At 63.6% G+C, this 21,384-nt stretch carries 20 protein-coding genes; 5 read left to right on the top strand and 15 right to left on the bottom strand.

Going from position 1 to position 21,384, the window contains the following annotated elements:
- Nucleotides 1-2: 2 nt before the first annotated feature.
- A complete protein-coding gene (locus tag IB267_RS23925; RefSeq protein WP_371742618.1) occupies nucleotides 3-770 on the top strand; it encodes a sulfite exporter TauE/SafE family protein in 768 nt (255 codons plus the stop codon).
- A gap of 169 nt (nucleotides 771-939) precedes the next feature.
- Here IB267_RS23925 and IB267_RS23930 read toward each other — a convergent pair whose 3' ends face one another.
- On the bottom strand, nucleotides 940-1,272 hold the full coding sequence (locus IB267_RS23930; protein ID WP_192449886.1) for a multidrug efflux SMR transporter: 333 nt from the start codon (nucleotides 1,270-1,272) through the stop codon (nucleotides 940-942).
- A 42-nt stretch (nucleotides 1,273-1,314) separates the two neighbouring features.
- The gene (locus tag IB267_RS23935; protein WP_192450044.1) at nucleotides 1,315-2,238 is read right to left on the bottom strand and encodes a DMT family transporter; all 924 of its coding nucleotides are present in this window, start codon (nucleotides 2,236-2,238) and stop codon (nucleotides 1,315-1,317) included.
- Nucleotides 2,239-2,629: 391 nt separating this feature from the next.
- Here IB267_RS23935 and IB267_RS23940 point away from each other — a divergent pair, with 391 nt between their 5' ends.
- A complete protein-coding gene (locus IB267_RS23940) occupies nucleotides 2,630-3,550 on the top strand; it encodes a LysR family transcriptional regulator (RefSeq protein WP_192449887.1) in 921 nt (306 codons plus the stop codon).
- A gap of 421 nt (nucleotides 3,551-3,971) precedes the next feature.
- Here IB267_RS23940 and IB267_RS23945 read toward each other — a convergent pair whose 3' ends face one another.
- The 7 genes from IB267_RS23945 to nirK all read right to left on the bottom strand — a co-directional run bounded on the left by IB267_RS23945 (nucleotide 3,972) and on the right by nirK (nucleotide 12,155).
- Complete coding sequence (locus IB267_RS23945; protein WP_192449888.1) at nucleotides 3,972-5,465, bottom strand: TolC family protein; 1,494 nt, start codon at nucleotides 5,463-5,465, stop codon at nucleotides 3,972-3,974.
- Between the two features lie 95 nt (nucleotides 5,466-5,560).
- A complete protein-coding gene (locus IB267_RS23950) occupies nucleotides 5,561-7,621 on the bottom strand; it encodes an FUSC family protein (RefSeq protein WP_192449889.1) in 2,061 nt (686 codons plus the stop codon).
- Nucleotides 7,599-8,663: a multidrug transporter subunit MdtN gene (mdtN, locus tag IB267_RS23955; protein ID WP_192449890.1), complete on the bottom strand. Its 1,065-nt coding sequence runs from the start codon at nucleotides 8,661-8,663 to the stop codon at nucleotides 7,599-7,601. The genes IB267_RS23950 and mdtN overlap by 23 nt, the downstream gene beginning before the upstream one ends.
- Complete coding sequence (locus IB267_RS23960) at nucleotides 8,660-8,974, bottom strand: YtcA family lipoprotein (RefSeq protein WP_371742619.1); 315 nt, start codon at nucleotides 8,972-8,974, stop codon at nucleotides 8,660-8,662. Before IB267_RS23960 ends, mdtN begins: the two co-directional genes overlap by 4 nt.
- A gap of 202 nt (nucleotides 8,975-9,176) precedes the next feature.
- A complete protein-coding gene (locus IB267_RS23965; protein WP_192450046.1) occupies nucleotides 9,177-9,824 on the bottom strand; it encodes a Crp/Fnr family transcriptional regulator in 648 nt (215 codons plus the stop codon).
- Nucleotides 9,825-9,999: 175 nt separating this feature from the next.
- On the bottom strand, nucleotides 10,000-10,917 hold the full coding sequence (locus IB267_RS23970) for an SUMF1/EgtB/PvdO family nonheme iron enzyme (protein WP_192449891.1): 918 nt from the start codon (nucleotides 10,915-10,917) through the stop codon (nucleotides 10,000-10,002).
- Nucleotides 10,918-11,018: 101 nt separating this feature from the next.
- Complete coding sequence (gene nirK, locus IB267_RS23975; RefSeq protein WP_192449892.1) at nucleotides 11,019-12,155, bottom strand: copper-containing nitrite reductase; 1,137 nt, start codon at nucleotides 12,153-12,155, stop codon at nucleotides 11,019-11,021.
- 338 nt (nucleotides 12,156-12,493) lie between these two features.
- On the opposite strand from nirK, the gene IB267_RS23980 reads away from it, so the two are divergent.
- The gene (locus IB267_RS23980) at nucleotides 12,494-13,717 is read left to right on the top strand and encodes an NnrS family protein (protein ID WP_246810799.1); all 1,224 of its coding nucleotides are present in this window, start codon (nucleotides 12,494-12,496) and stop codon (nucleotides 13,715-13,717) included.
- Between the two features lie 70 nt (nucleotides 13,718-13,787).
- Here the strand turns inward: IB267_RS23980 and IB267_RS23985 are convergent, their stop codons facing one another.
- The 4 genes from IB267_RS23985 to IB267_RS24000 form a co-directional block, all read right to left on the bottom strand.
- Nucleotides 13,788-14,114: a metal-sulfur cluster assembly factor gene (locus IB267_RS23985; RefSeq protein ID WP_192449894.1), complete on the bottom strand. Its 327-nt coding sequence runs from the start codon at nucleotides 14,112-14,114 to the stop codon at nucleotides 13,788-13,790.
- Nucleotides 14,101-14,631, bottom strand: a complete 531-nt coding sequence (locus IB267_RS23990) for a DUF2249 domain-containing protein (RefSeq protein WP_192449895.1) — start codon at nucleotides 14,629-14,631, stop codon at nucleotides 14,101-14,103. Before IB267_RS23990 ends, IB267_RS23985 begins: the two co-directional genes overlap by 14 nt.
- Entirely contained in the window at nucleotides 14,612-15,991 is a 1,380-nt protein-coding gene (locus IB267_RS23995) for a hypothetical protein (RefSeq protein ID WP_192449896.1), read from the bottom strand. The genes IB267_RS23990 and IB267_RS23995 overlap by 20 nt, the downstream gene beginning before the upstream one ends.
- A gap of 135 nt (nucleotides 15,992-16,126) precedes the next feature.
- Nucleotides 16,127-16,405 (bottom strand): DUF2249 domain-containing protein, encoded by a 279-nt coding sequence (locus IB267_RS24000; RefSeq protein WP_192449897.1) that lies wholly within the window; start codon nucleotides 16,403-16,405, stop codon nucleotides 16,127-16,129.
- 222 nt (nucleotides 16,406-16,627) lie between these two features.
- On the opposite strand from IB267_RS24000, the gene hemN reads away from it, so the two are divergent.
- Both hemN and IB267_RS24010 read left to right on the top strand, forming a co-directional pair.
- A complete protein-coding gene (gene hemN, locus IB267_RS24005) occupies nucleotides 16,628-17,980 on the top strand; it encodes an oxygen-independent coproporphyrinogen III oxidase (RefSeq protein WP_192449898.1) in 1,353 nt (450 codons plus the stop codon).
- Nucleotides 17,981-18,115: 135 nt separating this feature from the next.
- Complete coding sequence (locus IB267_RS24010; protein WP_192449899.1) at nucleotides 18,116-18,607, top strand: hypothetical protein; 492 nt, start codon at nucleotides 18,116-18,118, stop codon at nucleotides 18,605-18,607.
- 16 nt (nucleotides 18,608-18,623) lie between these two features.
- Here IB267_RS24010 and IB267_RS24015 read toward each other — a convergent pair whose 3' ends face one another.
- Both IB267_RS24015 and IB267_RS24020 read right to left on the bottom strand, forming a co-directional pair.
- A complete protein-coding gene (locus IB267_RS24015) occupies nucleotides 18,624-20,525 on the bottom strand; it encodes a nitric oxide reductase activation protein NorD (protein ID WP_192449900.1) in 1,902 nt (633 codons plus the stop codon).
- 8 nt (nucleotides 20,526-20,533) lie between these two features.
- Nucleotides 20,534-21,346, bottom strand: a complete 813-nt coding sequence (locus IB267_RS24020) for a CbbQ/NirQ/NorQ/GpvN family protein (RefSeq protein WP_192449901.1) — start codon at nucleotides 21,344-21,346, stop codon at nucleotides 20,534-20,536.
- Nucleotides 21,347-21,384 lie beyond the last annotated feature (38 nt).

Genomic DNA, 21,384 nt, shown 5'->3' on the forward strand with positions numbered 1-21,384 from the left:
GTATGCGCTATGCCGGTGGCATGCTCGACCTTGCTCCGTCCCTCGCCGTTGCGATTGCCGCTACTTTCTTCGCCGCCGGCATCCTCAAGGGCGTCACTGGCATGGGGTTGCCGACCCTGGCGATGGGCGTGCTCGGCACGCTCATCTCACCCCTTGCCGCCGCCAGCCTGTTGATTGCCCCGTCCTTCTTGACGAACGTCTGGCAGCTTCTCGCCGGCCCGAGCTTCCACGCGCTCGCTGTTCGGCTTTGGCCGATGATGCTGGCGGTCGTCGTCGGCACGCTCGGCGGTTCATCGGTGCTTGCCGGTGGCAGCACCGCGCTGACGACGGGCGCGCTGGGTGCGGCGCTCGTTCTCTACGCGGCCTTCACACTCTTTGCGCGTCAGCTACACGTACCGGCAAAGTGGGAGCCGTGGCTGTCTCCAGTCGTCGGCGCGGCAACCGGGATCGTGACGGGCGCAACCGGCGTCTTCGTCATCCCGGCCGTGCCCTATCTCCAGGCGCTCGGTCTTGAACGGGACGAACTGGTACAGGCGCTCGGCCTCTCCTTTACCGTGTCCACGGTCGCCCTCACCGCCGGGCTCGTCTGGCAAGGTGCCTTCGAGGCTGACAATCTGCTCGTCTCCGGTCTCGCCATTGCGCCAGCGCTTGCCGGCATGTGGGCAGGGCAAGTCGCTCGCAACCGTGTCAGCCCGTCCGCTTTCCGGCGCTGGTTCCTCCTCTGCCTGCTCGTTCTCGGCGCCGAAATGCTTGTGCGGCCGCTTCTGTAAAGGGGTCATCCAGTCCGCTGTTTGGTCACGTTGGGACTGCGAACTCCCGCTACGGAATGCTGACCCGCCACACACGGTGGCGGCCGGCTGATTGTGACAACAGCATGGTCGAGAAAAATGGCTCAATCTATTGAAGAGACTGTGTTTTAAGGTCGCTCTGCCCTGGAGCTCATGCTGGCACGATTTTCAGCGCGATGACGCCGCCGGCGATCACCAGCATTGCGGTTGCCCGTGAGATGGTGATGGCTTCTCCGAAGAGCAGCACGCCGCAGAGAACGGATCCGACGGCGCCGATGCCGGTCCAGACCGCGTAAGCTGTGCCTAGCGGCAAGGTCTTGAGCGCCTGGGTAAGCAGGAAGAGAAAGACCACCAACGCGACGATCGAGACCAGCGTCCAGGACAGGCGGCTGTAGCCGTTCGAGAACTTGGTGCTGACAGCCCAGGCGACGTCTGCGACGCCGGAGAGAACGAGATAGATCCAGGCAAGCGATGTGGATGACATGGCAATTCTCCGGCGTTCGACAGATCGCGATCGGTTGCGGCTTCACACGAGTTTGATGATGGCGACACCGGCCAAGAGCAGCACCACGCCGCCCAGGCGCAGCCCCGACACGGACCTCTGCGGTAGGCGGAACCAGCCGTAGCGATCGACGAAGACGCTTGCGACCTGCTGGCCGGCCACGGTGAGGCCGACAGCGGCGGCTGCGCCAATCGCCGGGATCGCGGTAAAGACGGTGGTGACATAGGTCGCTCCGGCGAGACCCCCGAGCCATCCCCACCAGGGCATTGTCTGCACGCCGGCGATGTCAGGGCGGGATGTCTTTTGCCCGGCGAGCACCAGAAGCATCACCACGGCCATGGCGAGCGTGGCGACGAGAAACGAGATCGCACCCACCGCGAACGGCGCACCGCCGAGATCATGGCGCAGGAGCGCATTGACGGCGCCCTGGACCGGGAGCACGGCGCCTGCCATCAACGCAAGGGCGATCCAGCCAAGCCGGTCGGCTTTAACATTGTCTTTTCCGCCTTGCCCGAACACCACCATAGCAACCCCGAGGAGCACGACGAGCGTGCCAACGGCGGCCCCGACCCGCAGTCCCGTCGGCGGAACGCCCAGCAAGCCGAAACTATCGAGCGTCAGGGAAGCGAGCATCTGTCCGGCGATGAACAATCCGACGGAAACGACGGCGCCAAGGCGGGGGAAGAGAACGATGGTCGAGACGACATAGACGGCTGAGGCGGTGCCTCCTATGAGATGCCACCACTTGACCGCGGGAATTGCACCAAGCGCGGCGATTGTCCCCGTCAGGAGGGTGACGAGAAACAACAGGCCCGTGCCAATCGCGAGCTGAAGCGTGGTCGCCGCAAAAGGCGATCCGACCGCTTTGGAAAGTTGTGCGTTGGCACCCGCCTGGACAGCGAGCAGACCACCCGCAAGCAAAGCCAATGGAACGAACAGGGTCTCCATCACGGGACCTCCTGGATGAAAATGACGTTGAGAATGGAGGAAGTGTTGATCGGTGAATGCGCTTTAGTGCGGCGGCTCCTGAGGATGCGGGGCGGCCGAGTGAGCGCCCGTCCTAAGCACCCGATCGCCGAAGAGTGGGATCATCTCGTGTCGCTCCACCGACCGGCCCATCCGATCGTGAGACCAACATTAGCCGGTGCTCCGTTGCAGAACGATCTGTCGTTTTGCCTAGTGTCTCTGCGTATTTGCACAGCCGCATTCAATGACGGCTCCAGAGCGAATGGGTCGTCTAGACCGTGGAACTCAATTGCGAAAAGCGATTGACAATACGCGGTGGTGGCAGTGCAAATTCGCCCATCCGACGAACAACCTGTTTTGGGTTTGCGCAATCATGCACAGCCATCACCGTATCGACTGGGAAGATCTTCGCTTTGTTCTGGCGGTTGCCGAAGCAAACTCCCTTGCGGCCGCCGCCAGGGCGCTCGGCGTCAATCACACGACCGTGCTCCGGCGTGTCGGGTCGTTCGAGCGGAAGCTCGGGGTCCGGCTGTTTGACCGGCTCCCGTCCGGCTACACGCTCACTGCCGGTGGCGAGGAGCTCCTGGCGGTGGCCCGGCAGATGGCTGACACGGTCACGGAGCTCGAGCGCCGCTTGACGGGGCAGGATTTGCGGCTCGAGGGTAGCCTGAGGATCACCACCACCGATACGCTCATGGCGTCGATCCTGCCCTCGATCCTGGCCGATTTCCGTCAACGTCATCCCGGCGTCCTGCTCGAGGTCAGCACCTCGAATGCGCTTGCAAATCTCTCCCATCGCGACGCGGACGTCGCCATACGCCCCGCGGTCGATTCACCGGATGCCCTGGTCGGTCGGCGGATCGCCAAGGTCGCTTTCGCCGTCTATGCGGCGCCGTCCTATCTCGACATTCGGGGACTGGCCGCTGTCGATACGATCGATATCGCACGGGAACACTGGATCGGGCTTGGCGACGCGCTTGCGTCCACGAGCGTGGCACGATGGATGCGCGCGGCGCTCGCGGCGCCCGCGGTCTTGCGTTGCGATTCGCTGGTCACGGCGCGCGAGGCGGCAATGGCCGGTATCGGTCTTGCTGCCCTGCCCTGCTATCTCGGCGATACGACGGCCGGTCTCATCCGCATCGGCGCGCCAGTTGCCGAGATGACGCGGGAGCTTTGGCTTCTGACACACGAGGATTTGCGGCGCACGGCACGCGTCAGCGCCTTCACCGAATTTGTCGGCCAGGCGCTCGCAAAACACCGCCTGCTTCTCGAAGGCAACAAGCCCTCCACTTAGGAGTTCCCTCGGGAACGGCCAACGCGGACGGATCGCTTAAGATCCCCTCAGATCCAGTTGGTCAGGGACACGTCAGATGCCTAGCTCAGTTTGCGAAACCTATCCCGGAATATGCGAAAAAAGCCGCCTGAAATATTCGCGGCCGCGCCGTCTCCTGCGTGCGGCAAATGAGAACCTCCGGGGTGCGCCACGCCCAATACTATCCACGCCGGTCGCCATTCCGTTGGCCCTTGAAAGCGAGCGTGCATCGGCAATCCGGATCGGATCGGCCGTATCTATGCTGGGATTGCTCATTCTTGCCGCTCATGTCGGAACGACGGCCGTGGCGGGCATCCTTGCTGGCGCGTTCGATGGACTGTTGATCGAGGCGTCGTCGATCCTCTGGTGAGTACCACGGCGGAACGTACATCGCGTCGGGTCGTCAGAAGCGATTGACCACATTGCGGTTGGTCAGCGTTCCCGTCGCAAAAGCAAGGCTGGCCGCGGCGACGAGCGTGTCGCTGTAGGCGGTCGCCCTTGCGACTTTCGCCTGCAGCAGCGCCGTCTGCGCGATGCTGACATCGGTGATCGTGCCCAGGCCCTGCTTGTAGTAGTCGACCGCAGCATCGTAGGTCGTCTGAGCGGCGGTCGTCAGCTCGCTCGCTGCCGCATAGCCGGCCAGGCTGGTTCGCAGCAGATCATAGGCGACGACAACTTCCCGCGCTGCGGTGTTTTGCAGCTGCGCCATCTCCTGCTCGGCAGCGCCGACCTGTGCCATCGCCGATTGCAGCCGCGCATCGCGCAGCCCGCCATCGTAAATCGGGAAGCTCAGGCCGATCATCAGGTTGGCATTCGGCTGGTTGACGCGGATCGTCGAGCGCTGGTCGAAACGCGTGTCTTCGACGCTGAGCGACCCGATGTTGCGGTTCACGTTGCCCACCAGCGCAACCTTCGGCATGAACTCCGCGCGGGCGGCCGCAATACCGTTCTTGTCGGCCTGCAGGCGAGCAAAAGCCGCCTGCACATCCGGTCGACGCTGGAGCGATGTCGCAATCAGCCGGTTGAGGTCTTCAGGCACGGCCTTCGGCAGAGCGCGATTGCTGCCGTCGGCGATGCGGATCTCAAGCGTTGGCGAGACCCCGACCGCTTCGAGAAGCGTCATATAGGCATTGCGCTCGTGCCCTTGCGATTGGGTCAGGTTGAAGCGCGCCTGCGCCACCTGCTGGTTTGCCTGAGCGACTTCGATCGACGTGGCGATGCCGCGGCCCATGCGTGCCTTGGCGGCCGCCTGGACGAGCTCGGCATTCTGCACCGTCTGGCGGGCGATCTTCAATTGAACGCGCGCCGCCGTCAGGACGAAATAGGCGTTGGAAACATCGAAGATCAGCTTCTGGTGGGTGCCATTGAAGGTGACGTTTGCGGCAAACGCCAATTGCGTCGCCGCCGCTCTCCCCGCATCCCGCCCGCCGAAATCGAGAAGCAGCCACTTGACCGTAAGGGATGGAATGAACTGCGCGCCAGTTGTCGTCAGCGTGCCGGGGGCGATCGGTATGGGACCGCCGATGCCGGGCGCAGTCGCCGACGTCTGCTCCAGACCGGCGAGTACATCGGCCGTCAGGAGAGGCAGGTACACCGCTTCGGTGATGCCGACGGCAATCGCCGCCTGCCGGGCGCGCTGCCAGGCGGCACGGGTGATCGGATTGGTTCGCTGGGCGATATCGACCAGTTCCGGCAAGCTGTAATCGTGTTTCGGATCGATCGACGGCGTCGCGATCGTAATCGGGATCTCAGGGTTCGGCGCGAGAGAGAAATCCGGCGCGCCGGCACTCACCTTCGAGGCGTCCTTGGTGCCCGTTCCCGAAACGGCCGGCCGGTCGGCGCTCGGTGGCGCCAGATCATCGAGTGCAGCGGACGTGCAGGCTGCCGGGATCGACAATGCGCCAAGGAGAAGAGAGCCTCGGGCAGCACGGCACATGCTTCGGCAAAGGGCGATCCCCCCTACCGAAACCCACCTCGCCCCCGCAGAAACCATCATTCCAAGGCATCCCCCGCTGCCAGCCGCCGAACCACAGTCTCGATCTTCTCGTAGAGTGCAAGCCTCCAGGCGAGCTCGTCGCGGATTCGCCGGGGAAAACCTCCGGCATGTATGCTTGCCTTCCGGGCGCGGGCGAGACGCGCTTTCAGCCGCCGAAGCGCCAGGGACAGATCAGAATTGGGCTTCGGCCGGTGCCAAACCTCCAATCGCTCGGCCTGACCGTTCAGCCATTGCGCCACCGCGCGCTCATAGCCAAGGACAGCGCGTTTCAGCGGCGCCGGCGCGCCGCGCAACGGGCCGAAGGCGCGGTCGTGTTCGCGCAGTTCGATGATGGGTGCGGCCAGTTCCTGCAGACCGAGGGCAATGCGCTCCGTCGTCCGGGCATCGATGTCTCCCCGCCGCACGTTTGCAGGCTCGAAACGCAGCAGTTCACTCTGGCGCAATGCGCCAGCGACACCGCTGATCAGGTCGGCATAGTCGCCGGTGGGGCCGCCGCGGCGCGCTAACAGATTGGCAAGCGTGGCACCGCTCGTAGCAAGGCTCTTGCGTATTCCCTGCCCGATGCTGACCGGCCAGATCGTCGAGAAGACGACCGAAACGACGATGTTGCCGAAGACGATACCGATGATGCGATCGCGCGCCTCGTTGAGATCCAGGCTCGGGCCGAAACCGTGCAGCACGACGAGGAAGAAGCAGAGCGCCATCTGCCAACCGATGTAGGAAATGCGCTCCGAACCGACGGAAATCCATGCCGCAATGAGGCTGGCCGCACTGACGAGGAAAGCGAGTTGGCCGATATCCGTCATGTGCGGCACGAGCCAGATCGTCGAGCCAATCGCAACGGCGCCGCCAAGCAGGCAGCCCGTCAGCCGCAGCGTCAGCTTGTGCATGGTCTCGCCCGTCGTCCCAAGCGCCACCATGAAACAGGTGATCAGCGCCGTGTGGATCGCAAACCAATCGAGGGCCGTGTAGGTGATGTAGGTGATCATCACTGCAAGCAGCGCCTTCAGCGCGAACTGCGTGTAGAGCGGATTGCTGAAAGCATCCGGCAGGAAGAACCCTCCCATATGCGCATCTGACACCGGCCCGGGCGGGTCTGCCCCCGATAGGATATCGACGAGCCTTTCGACCTGATGCGCCGGGAGCGCATCACCGGCTTCAAAGGCGCGAAAATCGGGTGAGCTTAGCAGCGTCTGTTCCGGCGGCTTCCGCCTGCGGATTGCTTCGGCAATGCGGCGAAGAACCTCCGGCGCCGCAGCGTTTTCCCGCGGCCTTCGTTCATCAAGCGATAGGGCGAGTGCCAGCGTCAGCAAATCATAGGACGCGTCCGTCGCCGCGTGCATGCGCGGCACGTCGTGCTTGTCCATCAACGCCAGAAGCTTTGAGAACCCGGCATATTTCTTGAGCTCGCCATTGCCTTCGGCCAGCAACGTCGCAGCCACGCGTTTCGCCGCGTGGTCTCCATTGGCCAGGAGCTGGCCCGCCACCTCCAACCGCTCGGCGATCGCCGAGCGAAGCTTTCGCGCCGGGCTATGGCCGGCGATGACATGGATCGCGACCAGGTAGACGACCGGGAAGAACACGACCACCCACATCCAAGCGAGCCCTCGGATCAGCAGTTCCGGGATCGGCACGATATCGTAGATTGTCATGACGAAGGCAAAGACCATGGCGACCGTACCGATCGGCGGCCCGGCACGGCTTGCCTGCGTCAGGTACATGCCGCCGAAGGTAAAAAAGGCGACAAGTGCGAGGCGCAGTGCCGGTTCGTCCGCCACCACCGTCAGGCAGACGATGGCCAGCAGAATTCCGATCGTCGCCCCGACAAGCAAGCCGATGGCGATCAGGATGCCGGAGCCGGCATCGGCTCTGAAAGCGAAGAAGACGAGATAACAGGAGATCGCCGCTTCGGGGACCTGCAGCGCCATCGCCGTCACCGCAACCAACGTGGTGACCAGCGCCATGCGCAGGGAAAGGTCCAGCCGGCCCGGATATGGCTGCAACTCGTCCCAGAGGATCGACGTGTAGCGGACGCTACTTCGCGGCTGGAACAGCATCGGCGTCGTTGCGCGCGGGCCCGATGACGACGACGGCGGAGGCACCGACGCGCATCAGGTCCTCCGGCGGGTTTTCAAGCCGCACATGTACAGGAAAGCGCTTGGCGACCCGCACCCAGTTCAGCGAGTTGGAAACGATGGGGATGCCGAGGATCGTGGCGGAATCTTCCGAGCGCACGCCCCAGCCGACACCCTCGACCGTGCCGGAAATACGACGCTCCGGATCCGCCATGACGAAGACATCGGCGCGGCTGCCGATGGCGATCGCCTTGAGTTCCGTTTCGCGGAAGAAGGCGACGATCTCCCATTCGGCCGTGTCGATCAGGGTAAACAGCGTTTCGGCGGGAACCACGACCTTGCCGACCGTCGTGCGCAAGCCGACGATCTTGCCGTCGAACGGTGCCCGAACGATGGTGTTCTCCAGGTCCCGCTCGGCAAGCGCGACCGTCGCCCGCGCGACATCCGCCTGGGCCTTGCGGGTATCGAGGGTGCCGATCACCCGGTTTGCGCCATGGGCCGACTGCAACGCCTGAGCAAGGCTGACCTCGGCATCCTTGACGGCGGTACGCGCCTCGTCGACCTGCTGCGCGGTCACGAACCGCTTCGGCAAGAGCGGCTCCAGCCGCTCCTGTGTCTGGCGCGCGAGCATGACATTGTTCTTTGCGCGGGCGATCTGCCGGTCCGCGACGTCGGCATTGGCACGCTCGAGATCGAGATTGCGCTCTCCCTGCGCCACTTCCGACTGCGTCGCCTTCAGTTCGGCCTGCGCCTGCTCGAGGCGAAGGCGATAGGGTTCCGGATCGAGGCGGAAGAGCACGTCGCCCTTCTTCACGCTGGAATTGTTGCGCACTTCGACGGCGATGACCCGGCCCGGCACGCTCGCGGCGATCGCGACCGTCGGCGCATCGATTTCAGCGACGTCCGTGCGCGGGCTGCGATCGACCTGCCAGAAAGCGAAATAGACCGCGAAGGCCGCGCTGGCGATGATGAGCGGGCCGAGCACACGCGCGACCGCGCGCCGGAAGAGATCACCGCCACTCAATGCGGCGCTCCGCCAAAGGCCAGGTACCAGTAGATGATGCTGGTGGTGAGCGCGAGCGAGAGGTAGACGAGAAGCGGCGCCGGCAGGTGTTCGTCAATGCCGGTGTGCACGAGGATCAGCCGTGCGACGACTGTCGTGACGATACCGAGCCCGGCACAGAGCAGCCAGGCTGGAAAATACGAGCCGAACACCACGATCGAAGGCGCAAGCGGATCCCGGGCACAGCCCGCGACCGTCAGCATCCCCACCGACAAAAGTGCGCGCCCGATCGTCCGCCGCCGGCGGCCGGCACGCATGCTACGTCGAACCACACCATCCCCCATGTCATGGCCATTATCATGCAAGCGCCGATACTGGTGAATTACGCGATCCGATTCAACCGTTCATGGCGCTGCATCACCAGGGTTCGAGAGACGACCGGTCGTTGACGGGCTGGTGGTCACCTGTTCTTGGAGCGACCGGCAACCCTCCCCGTGTCAATGGCAAGGCGATCAAACCAGTGCGCAGGCCGGGCTAGTTGCCGGCACGTTCCGCCAGGCGCCGCAATCCCGGAATATCCTTCAGCGTCAGCTTCTGCCGTCCGCCGACGACCAGGCCCTGCCCCTCCCAGGCACTGAGGATGCGCGAGACCGTGTGCAGCGTCGTTCCGGTCATCTCGGCGATATCCTGGCGTGAGATCGGAAAATCGATACGAATGCCGCCGCTTTCCGGTTTACCGGCCTGCTCGGCCAGCCGAAGCACCGTGTGTGCAACGCGGCGCTCGACTTCTTCCGTCGACATTTCGCGGATACGGGTATGGGCCTCGTCGAGGCGCTGGCCGATCGTATGGAGGGCATTGACCGCAAGATGCGGATTTTTCTCGACGAAGATGTTCCAGAGTTCTGTCGGCCAGGCGAGGACCAGGCTTTCGGTCGCCGCCGTCGCCGTGCCCGGATAGTCGCTGCGTTGCAGCGCCCGGGCAAAACCGAAGAGATCGCCGGGATTGACGACCCGCACGATGATCTGCTGGCCGTCCTTGGTGACCTGGGTCACCTTCAGCCGACCATTCAGCAACAGGAAGAAGAAATCGGCCGTTGCACCCTGTTCGAACACGGCTTCGTTCTGCGGCACGCGCCGCACCGTGGCGCGCGTCAGCAGCGTGTCCAGTTCCAGGTCGCTCATCTTCTGAAACAGTGGGAGCGATTTGACGAGTGTGCGATCGAGTGCAGCCACGTTGGCCCTACATCCTGCCGATTTGAAATTGCCCTTGCTCTAGCATAGTGCCGGGTCCTGCAAAAGGACCCGGCATTTATGCGCTAGAGAGGGTTTTCCCAGCAATTTCATCGGCCGTCGCATCTCAGCCCGCCCCCTGAAACCGGCGTTCGAAGGCATAGAGATAGCCCGAATACCAGCGGTCGTCGCGCACGAGCCGGAAGCCGAGATTGTCAGGCGGGACGCCGACCGCACAGCCGCCGCTCTTCGGATCCCGGATGAAAAAGCTCATCGACGCCCGATGCTTGCCGTTGACGACGAAGATGCCGCAGGCGGGAGACACCTTCAGCACCTCGCCATCGTCGCCGATCGTGACGCGGCGGTGGCAGGTCTCGGTCCATTCCCAGACGTTGCCGTCGAGATCGGCAACACCGTACTCGTTCTCGCCGAAGGCCCCCGAGGGCTGCGGCATCGGGTTCTTCGCCCGCTGCCGGCTGGATTCGCGCTCGTAGTCCGCAAGCCAGCGCAGCGCCGGATTGTCCTTGGTACCGTCGATCCCCAGCGCATCGTCTGGGAATTTCGACCCGGCGGCAAAGGCCCATTGCTGGTCGGTCGGAAGGCGCCAGACCTCGCCGGTCTTCTTGGTCAGCCACGCCGCATAATCGGTCGCGTCTGTGTAGTTCACTCCAGTCATCGGCACACCCGACAGCCCGGCGCCATGGCCGCCTTCCGGTTGCTGGCAGCCGCCATCGGCGACGCAGCGCTCGTAGTCGTCGCGCGTCACCTGATACTTCATGATCTCGAGCGGCTGCTTGAGGGCGGCAACCACGACCGGCGCGTCGACGGCAAAGCCGTTCTTCAGGAAGTGGCCCTCGGCGCGATAGCTCATCTGACGCGGCGCAATCGTCATGGTCACCGGCGGTCGGATCGACGGATCGATGCCGTCCTTGAGATCGTCGAACAGCCCCACCTTTGCCGAAAGCACGCCGCCGATTGCCGCCAAAAGTACGGCCGGGGCTGCGAGCGAGAGGAGCGAAACCGCAGTTTTCTTGGTGCTGGGCATGGGAGGTCTCCGGGGAAATAGCACACGCCTGTTGGCGCGTACCTTTGTTCACGCGTGGGGTCGCTTTCAGTGCGGCCCCACGATCATCCGCTGTCACCCGGCTACATCGACGCCGGCTTGACGACCGATGTCATCAGATCGTCGTTCCATTCGCCGGTGACCTTGAAGTGGCCGGCGGCACCCAGCTCGAACGCCTCTATCAGGTTGTGGTTGACATAAGCGTACACACCCGGTTGGCGGAAAGTGTAGAAGGCAGCGGCCGCGGTACCACCCGGTATGAGCCAGGTTTCCTGGTCGAGGTCCGGCGGGTTGCGGAACTTGCCGGTCGCCCAGACATAGTCACCATGTCCGCCGATCAGGTGCGGCCGCGTATCGCGGTTGGCTTGCGAATGGACGACGAGCACGCGCTCGCCCACGGCCGCGGTCAAAGCATGGTCGCCGGTCAGCGCGCCGACCGCGCCGTTGAAGACGATGTGGGTCGGGGTCAGCGTGCGCATCGCCTTGACCGCATCTTCATAGGCTTCGCCGGGGGTTTCGTACTTCTTGTAGTTCCCGGCCTCGTCCTTCGGCACGTAGAAGTCCTGCTCGCCGACATAGTAGATCTTGTCGTAGCTCAGCGGCTGACCCTTCTCGTCCTTCAGGCCTTCGCGCGGCAGCACCATGATGGCGCCGTTCATGCCCGAGGTGACGTGCCAGGGCACCATGCCCTCAGGCGCGCAATGGTAGACGAAGACGCCGGGCTTGGTCGCCTTGAAGCGCAGCGTGGTTTCCTCGCCCGGGTTCACCTGCGTCAGCGCCCCGCCGCCGAGCGCGCCGGTTGCCGCGTGGAAGTCGATGTTGTGCAGCAACGTGTTGGTGTCGGGGTTGATCAGGCGCAGTTCGACATAGTCGTTCTCATGCACCACCATCAGCGGTCCGGGCACCGAGCCGTTGAAGGTCATCGCGTGGATCTCGGTGCCTTCGCGGTCGATCACCAGCTTCTTTTCCTCGATCGTCATGGTGAACTCGACGACGCGCGGTCCGGTCTTGGCGACCTGATCATGGGCGTGAACGAAAGGCGGCTTGACGAGATCGACCTTCACGCGCGGCAGCGTCGAGATGTCGACGGGGGCAGCACCGGCTGCCGCGGCGGCGCCGGCGGCATGCGCCTGGGCGGTATGGAGAAGCGGCGCAACCGCGCCCGCCAGGGCAGCGCCGGCAAGCATCGTCCGGCGGGTCATCTGAAGTTGTTCAGTCATCTTGCTCTCCTTCGGCGCGTTCCAGCGACCGGGATTGGCCTTCTGCGAAACGCGCCTGTATTCAACGAATTAGGGTGGGTGGCGCCGACTTGGGCGACCTCACCTCCGGTCTCGACCACCGGTCCCCCAGCAGTCACTAGAGAAGTAGAACCACAGACGAATCGCGTCTTTGTCTTGGAACAAATCGTTTCGAGCAGATCCCTTTTCTTTGCGCCTTGCGAAGCTGGCGGTTCGATCGGGCCGCGATACTTGCGTTTTCGCAAAGAGGGCCTTCGAACCCATTGATAGATCAAGCCTCATCCGCAAGTCCGCAAGGACGCACGACGAGGACCATGACCATGTTGGACAGACTGATAAGACCGAAACCAAGCGGCGGCATTCCGCGCGGGCTCTCGACCACCGGCCCGGTGCTCTTCTCCTATGGCTTCCGGCCATTCTTTCTCGCGGCCGCCCTGTGGGCGATCGGCGCCATGGCACTGTGGATCGCCGCGGTTACTCTCGGCCTGGACCTTGCGGGCGACTACGGCGCTGCCCATTGGCACGCGCATGAGATGCTGTTTGGCTTTTCCTCCGCCGTTCTCGGCGGCTTTCTGCTGACGGCGATCCCGAACTGGACCGGAAGGCTGCCGGTTTCCGGCCGACCGCTCGCTGCCCTCTTCGGGCTCTGGGTCATTGGCCGGGTTGCTCTGCTTTCAAGCGGCATCATCGGCCTACCTGTCGCAGCCGCTGTCGAAGCTCTGTTTCTGCCGGTGCTGTTGCTGATCTGCGCGCGCGAGGTGATCGTCGGTCGCAAGTGGAAGGACCTCAAGGTGATCGGCGGGCTCATAATTTTGTCCGCCGCCAACATCTGGTTCCACCTCTCGGTCCTCGGCAATCTCGATGTCGACGCCGCAGCGCGACTGGCGATCGGCGCCTACACCATGCTGATCATGATCGTCGGCGGACGCATCGTGCCGAGCTTCACCCGCAACTGGTTGAACAAGGTCGGCCGCACCGATTTCCCGGTGCCCTACAACCGGTTCGACACTGCAGCGATCCTGATCGGTGTTGCGGCGCTCGGCGCCTGGACCTTCGCGCCCGTTCACATCGTCACCGCAGCGATTGCCGTCGTCGCGTGCGCCTTTCATGCGGTACGCCTGCTGCGCTGGCACGGATCGCCGACCTGGCCGGAGAAGCTGCTCTTCGTCCTGCACGCGGCTTACGTCTTCGTGCCGCTCGGCTTCCTGGCGATAGCGGCGGGGGCGGTCGAGCTCCTCGGCGACTACCCGGTCATGCATGTGCTGACCGTCGGTGTGATCGCCTTCATGATGCTCGCCGTGATGACACGCGCCACACGCGGCCATACCGGACGGCCGCTGGTGGGATCGGCAGTCACCAGCGCCTCCTATGTCGCGATTGCGGGCGCGGCGCTGATCCGGCCGCTGGCCGAGGTGCTGCCGGCTCACTACCACCATCTAATTGCGCTTTCGGGTGTGTTGTGGATCGCCGCCTTCGCACTGTTCACGCTGGAATACGGACCGATGCTGGTGCGCGAACGCCGCGCGCCCCGCGCCTCGTCCTGACCGCACGCCCGAACCCCAATGCAAAAGGCGCCGCATCTGCGGCGCCTTTTCTTCGTTACAAGGCTGATCCTTAGAAGATGCTGCCGTGGGCAAATTCCATCGCACCGTCGGCCATCATGTCAGGCGTCCACGGCGGTTCGTAAGTCAGGCGGACCTCGGCATATTCGACGCCCGGCACGTACCAGACGCAGTTCTGCACCGCTTCCTTCAGGAACGCGGTCGCCGGGCAGCCCTTGATCGTCGTCGTCATGGTAACGCGGGCAATGCCGCCCTCCTGAACGTCGATGTCATAGATCAGGCCGAGATCGACGATGTTCCTGCCCATTTCGGGGTCTATGATTATGCGCAAGGCATCGCGGATCTTGGCTTCGAGGTCCAGGTTTTCAGCCGCCGACATGGGAGCGCCTCCCGCCGATGCGAATGAGGATCCGATAGGTCTCGCCGGTCGCATCGAAATTGCCCGCCCATTTGTGGCCGCGCTTGGCGAGCTCCGGATAGAGGAACAGCGGTTCGCGCGAGAGCAAGGCGAAGAGAACCTCGCCTTCGGCCATCTTCTCGGCCGTCGCCAGGATGCGCACCATCGGTTCAGGCGGATCGAGCTCCGTCAGATCGAGCTGCCGGCTCGGGTCGGGCCAGGTGTCGAGTTCCGTTTCACCGGCCGAAAGCCTGATCCCCTCGACCTCCCCTTCTGGCGTAAACAGAACCTCCCATTCGCCATTGTCGAGGGGGCGGTCCTGATGGGTGAAGCCGCGACCCGCCATGACGCTGAAAAGCGGAATGGGCCGGAAGGTTGCGATCAGCTTCAACGCCTGGCCCGGAGCGAGGCTGTCGACTGCATTCATAATGGCCTGGAACGGATCGCTGCCGCCGCGCAAGTGCGGCCGTACGTCGAGTTCATAGGGATCTTGGCTCATGGGAACCTCCGTGAGGAATGGATGGCAGAAACAAGCCTGGCCGAACTAGTCCGTCAGGCAATCGAAGCTCGGCCGGAACGTTGATCAGTCGCCGTGTTCGCACGAACTCGAGGATGAGCGCATTGACGGCAATCAACTGGCCGAGACTTGCAAAACGAAATAGAGGCGCGCTGCCGATCAGGAGCGCGAGCGTGCCCACCGCGACCGTCAGGTAGAAGAGCCGGAACCAGCGAAGGGCCGAGGCTTCGTTGACGAGATCCTGAACCCTTGGGGTCGGCATGCGCCCAAGCGCCGGCCCGTAACATTCGAGCCAGGTCATGAACGGCACGATCTTGTAAAGCTGGGCGAGGCCCATGCCCGTCAGCCAGCCAAAAGTGACGAGATAGATGACAGCGCCGATAGCCTCATCGAGGCGGCCGGCGACCAGCAGCGCGACGAAGAGCAGGCTCGCGGTGACGAGCGACACGAAGGCGCCGATGCTGGCGCGGCTGTTGAGCTCGATCGCCTTGCGCCGGCGTTCGCGATAGATGCGCTGGATATCGCCGACATGGATCGCGACCACGGCCACGCCGGAACCGACGGCAAGGAGGAGAAGCGGCGAGCGGCCAATGGTGCCCAAGAGAATGACGGGCACAGCTGCGGCCAGAAGGCCGAGGGAAAGGGTGCCGAGCGCGAAGACCAGCCGGCTGCTCGTCCGTTCCTTGTCCGGCGACAGCATGAACATGGTCAAAAGCCGATAACTGACACCCATCGTGGTGAAGCTCAACCAGCCGCAAAGGCCGAGCGAAGCATGTAGGGAAAGACCGTCGACCGTGAAGTCGATCGCACCCTCCGCGTCGATCAGACCCGAGAGCACACCGGCATAGACGCCGCCGAGCAGCATCGTGCCGAAGAGAGCGGCAAGGCCGACCCCGACGAACCGGGCCGGGAGTGGCAGCGGGCGCGCATACCAGAGCGTGGCTGCGAAGGCAAAGCCCAGTACCGAAAAGCCGACGATCGAAAAAGCAGCTCCCAGAGGAAGCAGCATTATCGGAAGATCGATCGCGCCGGAAAGGTTTATGAAGCCGATTGTCAGGGTGGCGATGCCGACGACGAGAAAGAGGAGCGCCGGTAGCGCGGCGCTGGAAAAGGAAAGCGGCCGGCCGACGAGAACAGGCACGAACTGCAGCAGCGCCCCGGTCATCAGCAGGCTCAGCCAGCCCAGAAGGACAACATGGACGAGCGCCAGCGTTTCAGGCGCCTCAAGGGCTAAGACCGGATAGCCGAAGCCGAGAGCCATCATGGTCTCGCCAAGCACGAGGAAAATCAGCGCGGCCGCGAAATAGGACATGGTCCAGCGGGATAGCGTGGCTGCGAACATGGTGGTTCAACCCTTGGATCACGATGGCTCTGGTCGAGCCGCGCAAGTGTGATCAATTCTGATAAGTGAGAGCGGAATGAGAGCGGAAAATGACGCACGCTTTTCCCCACCCCGCTCTTGAAGGACACCAGGGGCTCAGTGCCCGCCGCAGCAGCAGTCACAGCCGGAGGACTGCTGCCGGCCGATTTCCACACGCCAGACGTCCGGTCCCTGCTCAAGATATTCCCAGGTGAATTCGCCCGGATAGCGGGTTTCCAACTGGTAGTGCAGCGGGCGCGGGTCGTGGTCGTTGACGATGATGAAGGCGCCGCCCTCGTTAAGCGCGTTCAACATGCCGAAAATTTTCGGATGGCGTTCTACCGGCGGGATCGTCCGCACATCGATAAAGGGCTTGTCGGTCTCTGCAATGGTCATGGTCATCCGCTTCTGAGCGCCGTCGTTTGATGATGATCCGGGAAACGCCGGCGCACGCGCCCCGGATTTCCGCAACCTAGCGACAGCGCCGCCGCGACATTTTGTCGAAGCGCAAACAAATCTCGCTTTGGCCGAGACCGTCCCGTCCTTGATTTTTCGCAAAGAGATGCAGGCCCGCGGGTCCTAAAAAGCTGCATCCATCGCCACCCAGATGAGGACGAAATGTTAGCTTCTGCGCTGCTGAAATACGGTGAAATGCGCCTGCCGCGTTACACGAGTTACCCGACCGCCCCACGTTTTGCCGCTGATGTCGACGATCACACCTATGGCGACTGGCTGAAGGCGATCCCGGATGGGCAGGACGTGTCGCTCTACCTGCACATTCCGTTCTGTCGTTCCATGTGCTGGTATTGCGGCTGCCACACGACGATCACCAAGAAGGACGATCCGATCCTCGATTATCTCGAGGTGCTCCGGGACGAGATCCGCATGGTCGCCGATACCATTGGCCGGCCGCTTCCGGTCGCAGAGGTACATTTTGGCGGCGGCACGCCGACGATCATCGAGCCGCGTGAATTCCTGGCGTTGATGGCGCTGATGCGCGAGCGTTTCGCGCTGGCACCATCGGCCAATGTCGCGGTCGAGATCGATCCGCGCCGGCTGACGCTCGCCATGGCCGAGGCACTCGGCGAAGGCGGAGTCCGGCGCGCAAGCCTCGGCGTACAGAGCTTCGATCCCGTCGTGCAGAAGGCAATCAACCGCATTCAAAGCGAGAAGCAGACGGCCGAAGCCGTCGACCATTTGCGCGGCGCCGGTGTCAGTGGGATCAATTTCGACCTGATCTACGGCCTGCCGCACCAGACGGTGCGCTCCTGCGTCGAGACGGTCGATGTGGCCGTGGCGATGCGGCCGGAACGGTTGGCGGTTTTCGGTTACGCCCATGTGCCGAGCTTCAAGAAGCACCAGCGCATGATCGAGGAGACGGCACTGCCCGACAGTGCTGCGCGCGCCGAACAGGCGATGGCGATCAGCGAGGCGCTGGTAAAAGCCGGCTACAGGCAGATCGGCCTCGACCATTTTGCCTTGCCCGACGATGATCTCGTCACCGCCCAGGAGGCTGGGCAACTCCGCCGCAACTTCCAGGGCTACACGACCGACACCTGCGAGACCCTGATCGGTTTCGGCGCCTCGGCGATCGGCCGCTCGCGCGACGGTTATGTCCAGAACGAGGTGCCGCCCGGCGTCTATGCAAGCCGCATCGCCTCCGGTCGCCTCGCAACCACCAAGGGCTACCGACTGACCGACGAGGACCGTCTGCGCGCAGCGATCATCGAACGGCTGATGTGCGATTTCAGTGCGGATATTTCCGCAATCGCCGCAGCGCATGGCCGGGACTGGAAGTCGCTTGTCATAGGCAACTGCAAGCTGGCCGAACTGAAGCAGGACGGTGTGATCGATATCGAGGCCGGTGTCATCACGGTCCGACCCGAGCACCGTTTCGTCATCCGTGCGGTGGCGGCAGCCTTCGATGCCTATATCGATGAGTCCCAAAGGGTGCATAGCAAGGCGGCTTGATCGCTTCTTGCGCGACAGAATGGCTGCGTTTCAAGATGGTGGCCTTCGATGACTTGCTGCCTGAGGGTATCGGCGTGTATCCTCAGGCAATCTTTTATAGATTGGCGTGCTCGCAGCCGCCTTCAGCACAATCCCATGAGAAAGCCTGACGAAACAGAAAGCTTGGAAGCCGTGCGTTTTCAAGGCCTGCGCTCCTTCCTGGAGTTGACCATACGGCAATACGAATTCCCCAACGTCGAGGGTGATGAATCGGATTCGAACTGGCTGGTCGTTGAAGGCAGTGTGGATATTAACGGGACCAAATGGACGTTCCGAGACCCATACCTGACAACCTTCGAAGCAGAGCGTCTAGCCGACTGGCTTGAAGGCGTTTCGATCGGTGAGCCGTCGACGAGCTACTGCTTCTTCACCGAGCCGAACCTTGAATTCCGATATCAGAAGAATCGGCAGCTACGAATCCGCTTGGCACTCGAATCCGGACCACCGGGCCTCCACCCGCCAATTCGGTGGAACGAGCGAAGTTTTCTGGTGCGGGTCAATGCGGAGCTTGTAACTGCCGCAAGACAATTGCGGCAGCAACTCGTTCGGTTCCCGCCAAGAGGGCCTCGCTCTCGTCCCGGTCGCTAATCCACCGCACGCACAGCTAACCGACCAGATTGCGGTAGATCGCCGGCAGCGCTGCGGGTAGCCGCGAGATGTTGCCGATCACGGCATAGCCGTTCTGGCCGAACATGGCGGGCACGTAGGACTTCGCTTCGCGGTCGACGGTGACGGCGAAGGTGTTGATGCCGCTGCGCCGGGCCTCGGTGACCGCGCGGCGGCTGTCTTCAAGCGCGAAACGCCCCTCGTAGTGGTCGATATCGTTGGGCTTGCCGTCGGTCAGAACAAGCAAGAGCTTCTTGCGGTTCGGCTGCCGTCGGAGCTCGGCCGAGGCGTGCCGGATCGCAGCACCGATGCGCGTATAATAGCCCGGCTTCAGCGCCGCGATGCGCGCTTCGACCAGCGGTCCCATCGCCTCGTTGAAGGCCTTCACGGTTTCGACGCGCACCCAGTCGCGCCGCCTTGAGGTAAATGTCAGGATCGAGTGGTTGTCGCCGCAGGCCGAGAGCCCGTGCGCAAGGATGAGCAGCGCCTCTTTCTCGACATCGAGCACCCGCCGGTTGTCGGACCAGGAATCGGTCGACAGCGACACGTCGACGAGGATCGTCACCGCCAGATCATGCACCTGCGGCCGGCTCATCAGATGAATACGGTCGCTGCCCTGGCCGCCGGCGGCGAGATCGGTGCGGGCACGCACGACCGCGTCCAGATCGAGATCGGCGCCGTCAAGTTGTGCACGCAGCATCTCGTGCCGCGGGCGCAGCACTTCGAACTGGCGCCGCACCCGGCGGATCAAGCTCCGGCTTTCCTCGGTCAGTTCGCTCCGCTCCGCCTCAGCGGAAGCCGGCATCGCCAGCACGCGGCAATGGTCCTTGAGGTACTGCCCGGTCCGGTAGTTCCATTCGGGATAGGTCAGCTCGGCCGTCAGCGGCGTCGGATCGACGGCTTCCGGCGGCAGGTCGAGGTCGAAACGGAATCGCGCCGAGGGCCGTCCCTTGCGCTCACCGAGCGTCATGTCGTCGAGTTCCTCGGCAGCCTTGCTGTCGTGGTCGTCGCTGTCGTCGCCGGGACGGTCGACGTTGACCATCTCGGCCATGGCGAGGATCTTCTCGAAGCGGTTGAGAATGAAGGGGCTGCGCTCCCCCTTGCGGTTCTCAGGATTTTCGCGCACGGCGACGTAGCGTTCGACTTCGGCGACCGTCCCCTGCGTGCCTGCCGTTGCGGCGACATCCTCGTCGCGGGTGGTCTTCGTTTCCGCCCGAAGCAGCGTGTCCGGCCAAAGCGGCATCGGCAGCATCGGCAGGTAACCGGGCGGCGCGCGGTGAGGGAAAATGGACGGCAGCGTGGTGTCTGCTTCCCCGGTCGTCTTGCGCAACAGGCGCAGGATACGGTTTTCGAGATGTTGCTCGACCGACGGCAACGCCCCCCTTTGCCGCTCGGCCAGGGTCGCCTCGGCCAGGCGCCGATAGCGCCGCCTAAGGCCGGGAAACCGCTGGAAGACTTCCTCGACCGTTTCCAGCGCGCGCGATATCAGCGCCAGGTCGCGGCGGAGCGGATCGATCTCGCTGACGGGGTCGACCGGCATCGTCGCCATATAGGCAACGAGCCAGTGATAGAGATCCCGGTTCAGGTCTTTCGTCGGAAAGATGTCGATCTCGCCCGGCAGCATCAGCGACGCGTGGTCGCGCGCCGGCTGGACGAGCTTCTCTTCACCAAGCCCCATGCGTTGCCGCCACCGCAGCCGATGGGTCGATGTGCGTCCTCGGGCGGGCACGATCTGCACCGCCACCTCGCCGCCATGTCCGCGAAAGGAGACGCCGAGCACCGGCAACATGTCGGCGAGCTTCACCGCCTCTTCCGGATAGCGCCGCCAGGTTCTGGTGTTGCCGACGAAACGGTGCCAGGCCCGTCCGACGGTTTCTTCGAGCTCGAGGAAATCAAGCATGGTTCACCTCACGCGATCAGCGAACCGGCCACTTCGAGAAGGGCTGCGCGCACGTCCGGTTCGTCGGTGAGCGGTTCGATCATTGCGGCGCGCACGGCATCCTTGACCGGCATGCCGGCATCGATGAGCGATGCGCAGTAGACGAGCAGCCGGGTCGACACGCCTTCTTCGAGGTCATGCCCCTTCAGCGCGCGCAGACGCTGCGCGAGGTTAACGAGCGGCGCCACCTGGCCCTCCAGCAGCCCGCTCTCCTGCGAAACGACTGAAATCTCCGCGTTGCGCGGCAGGAAATCGAACTCGATCGCCACGAAACGCTGCCTTGTACTTGGCTTCAGGCTCTTCAGCAGATTTTGGTAGCCGGGATTGTAGGACACGATCAGCATGAAGCTCGATGGTGCTTCGAGCAGTTCGCCGGTGCGCTCCAGCGGTAGCATGCGGCGGTCGTCGGTCAGTGGATGCAGGACGACGGCCACGTCCTTGCGGGCTTCCACGATCTCGTCGAGATAGCAGACGCCGCCATTGCGCACGGCGCGGGTCAAGGGGCCGTCGACCCAAACGGTGTCGCCGCCCTTCAGCAGATAGCGGCCGGTGAGGTCGGCGGCGGCCAGATCGTCATGGCAGGAAACGGTCGAAAGCGGCAGGCCGAGCTTCGCCGCCATGTGGCTGACGAAGCGGGTCTTGCCGCATCCGGTCGGTCCCTTCAAGAGGAGCGGCAGCTGCCGCACCCAGGCGCTTTCGAACAGCGCGCATTCATTGCCGGAGGGGCTATAGGCGGGGATATCGAGTGCCGCGCGACTGACGGCAGATTGGACAGGGCTCATGGCAAGTCTCCATGCTGGGAATTCTTGAGGAGATGCCG

This window comes from Ensifer sp. ENS09 (assembly GCF_014852425.1).
Lineage (GTDB): Bacteria > Pseudomonadota > Alphaproteobacteria > Rhizobiales > Rhizobiaceae > Ensifer.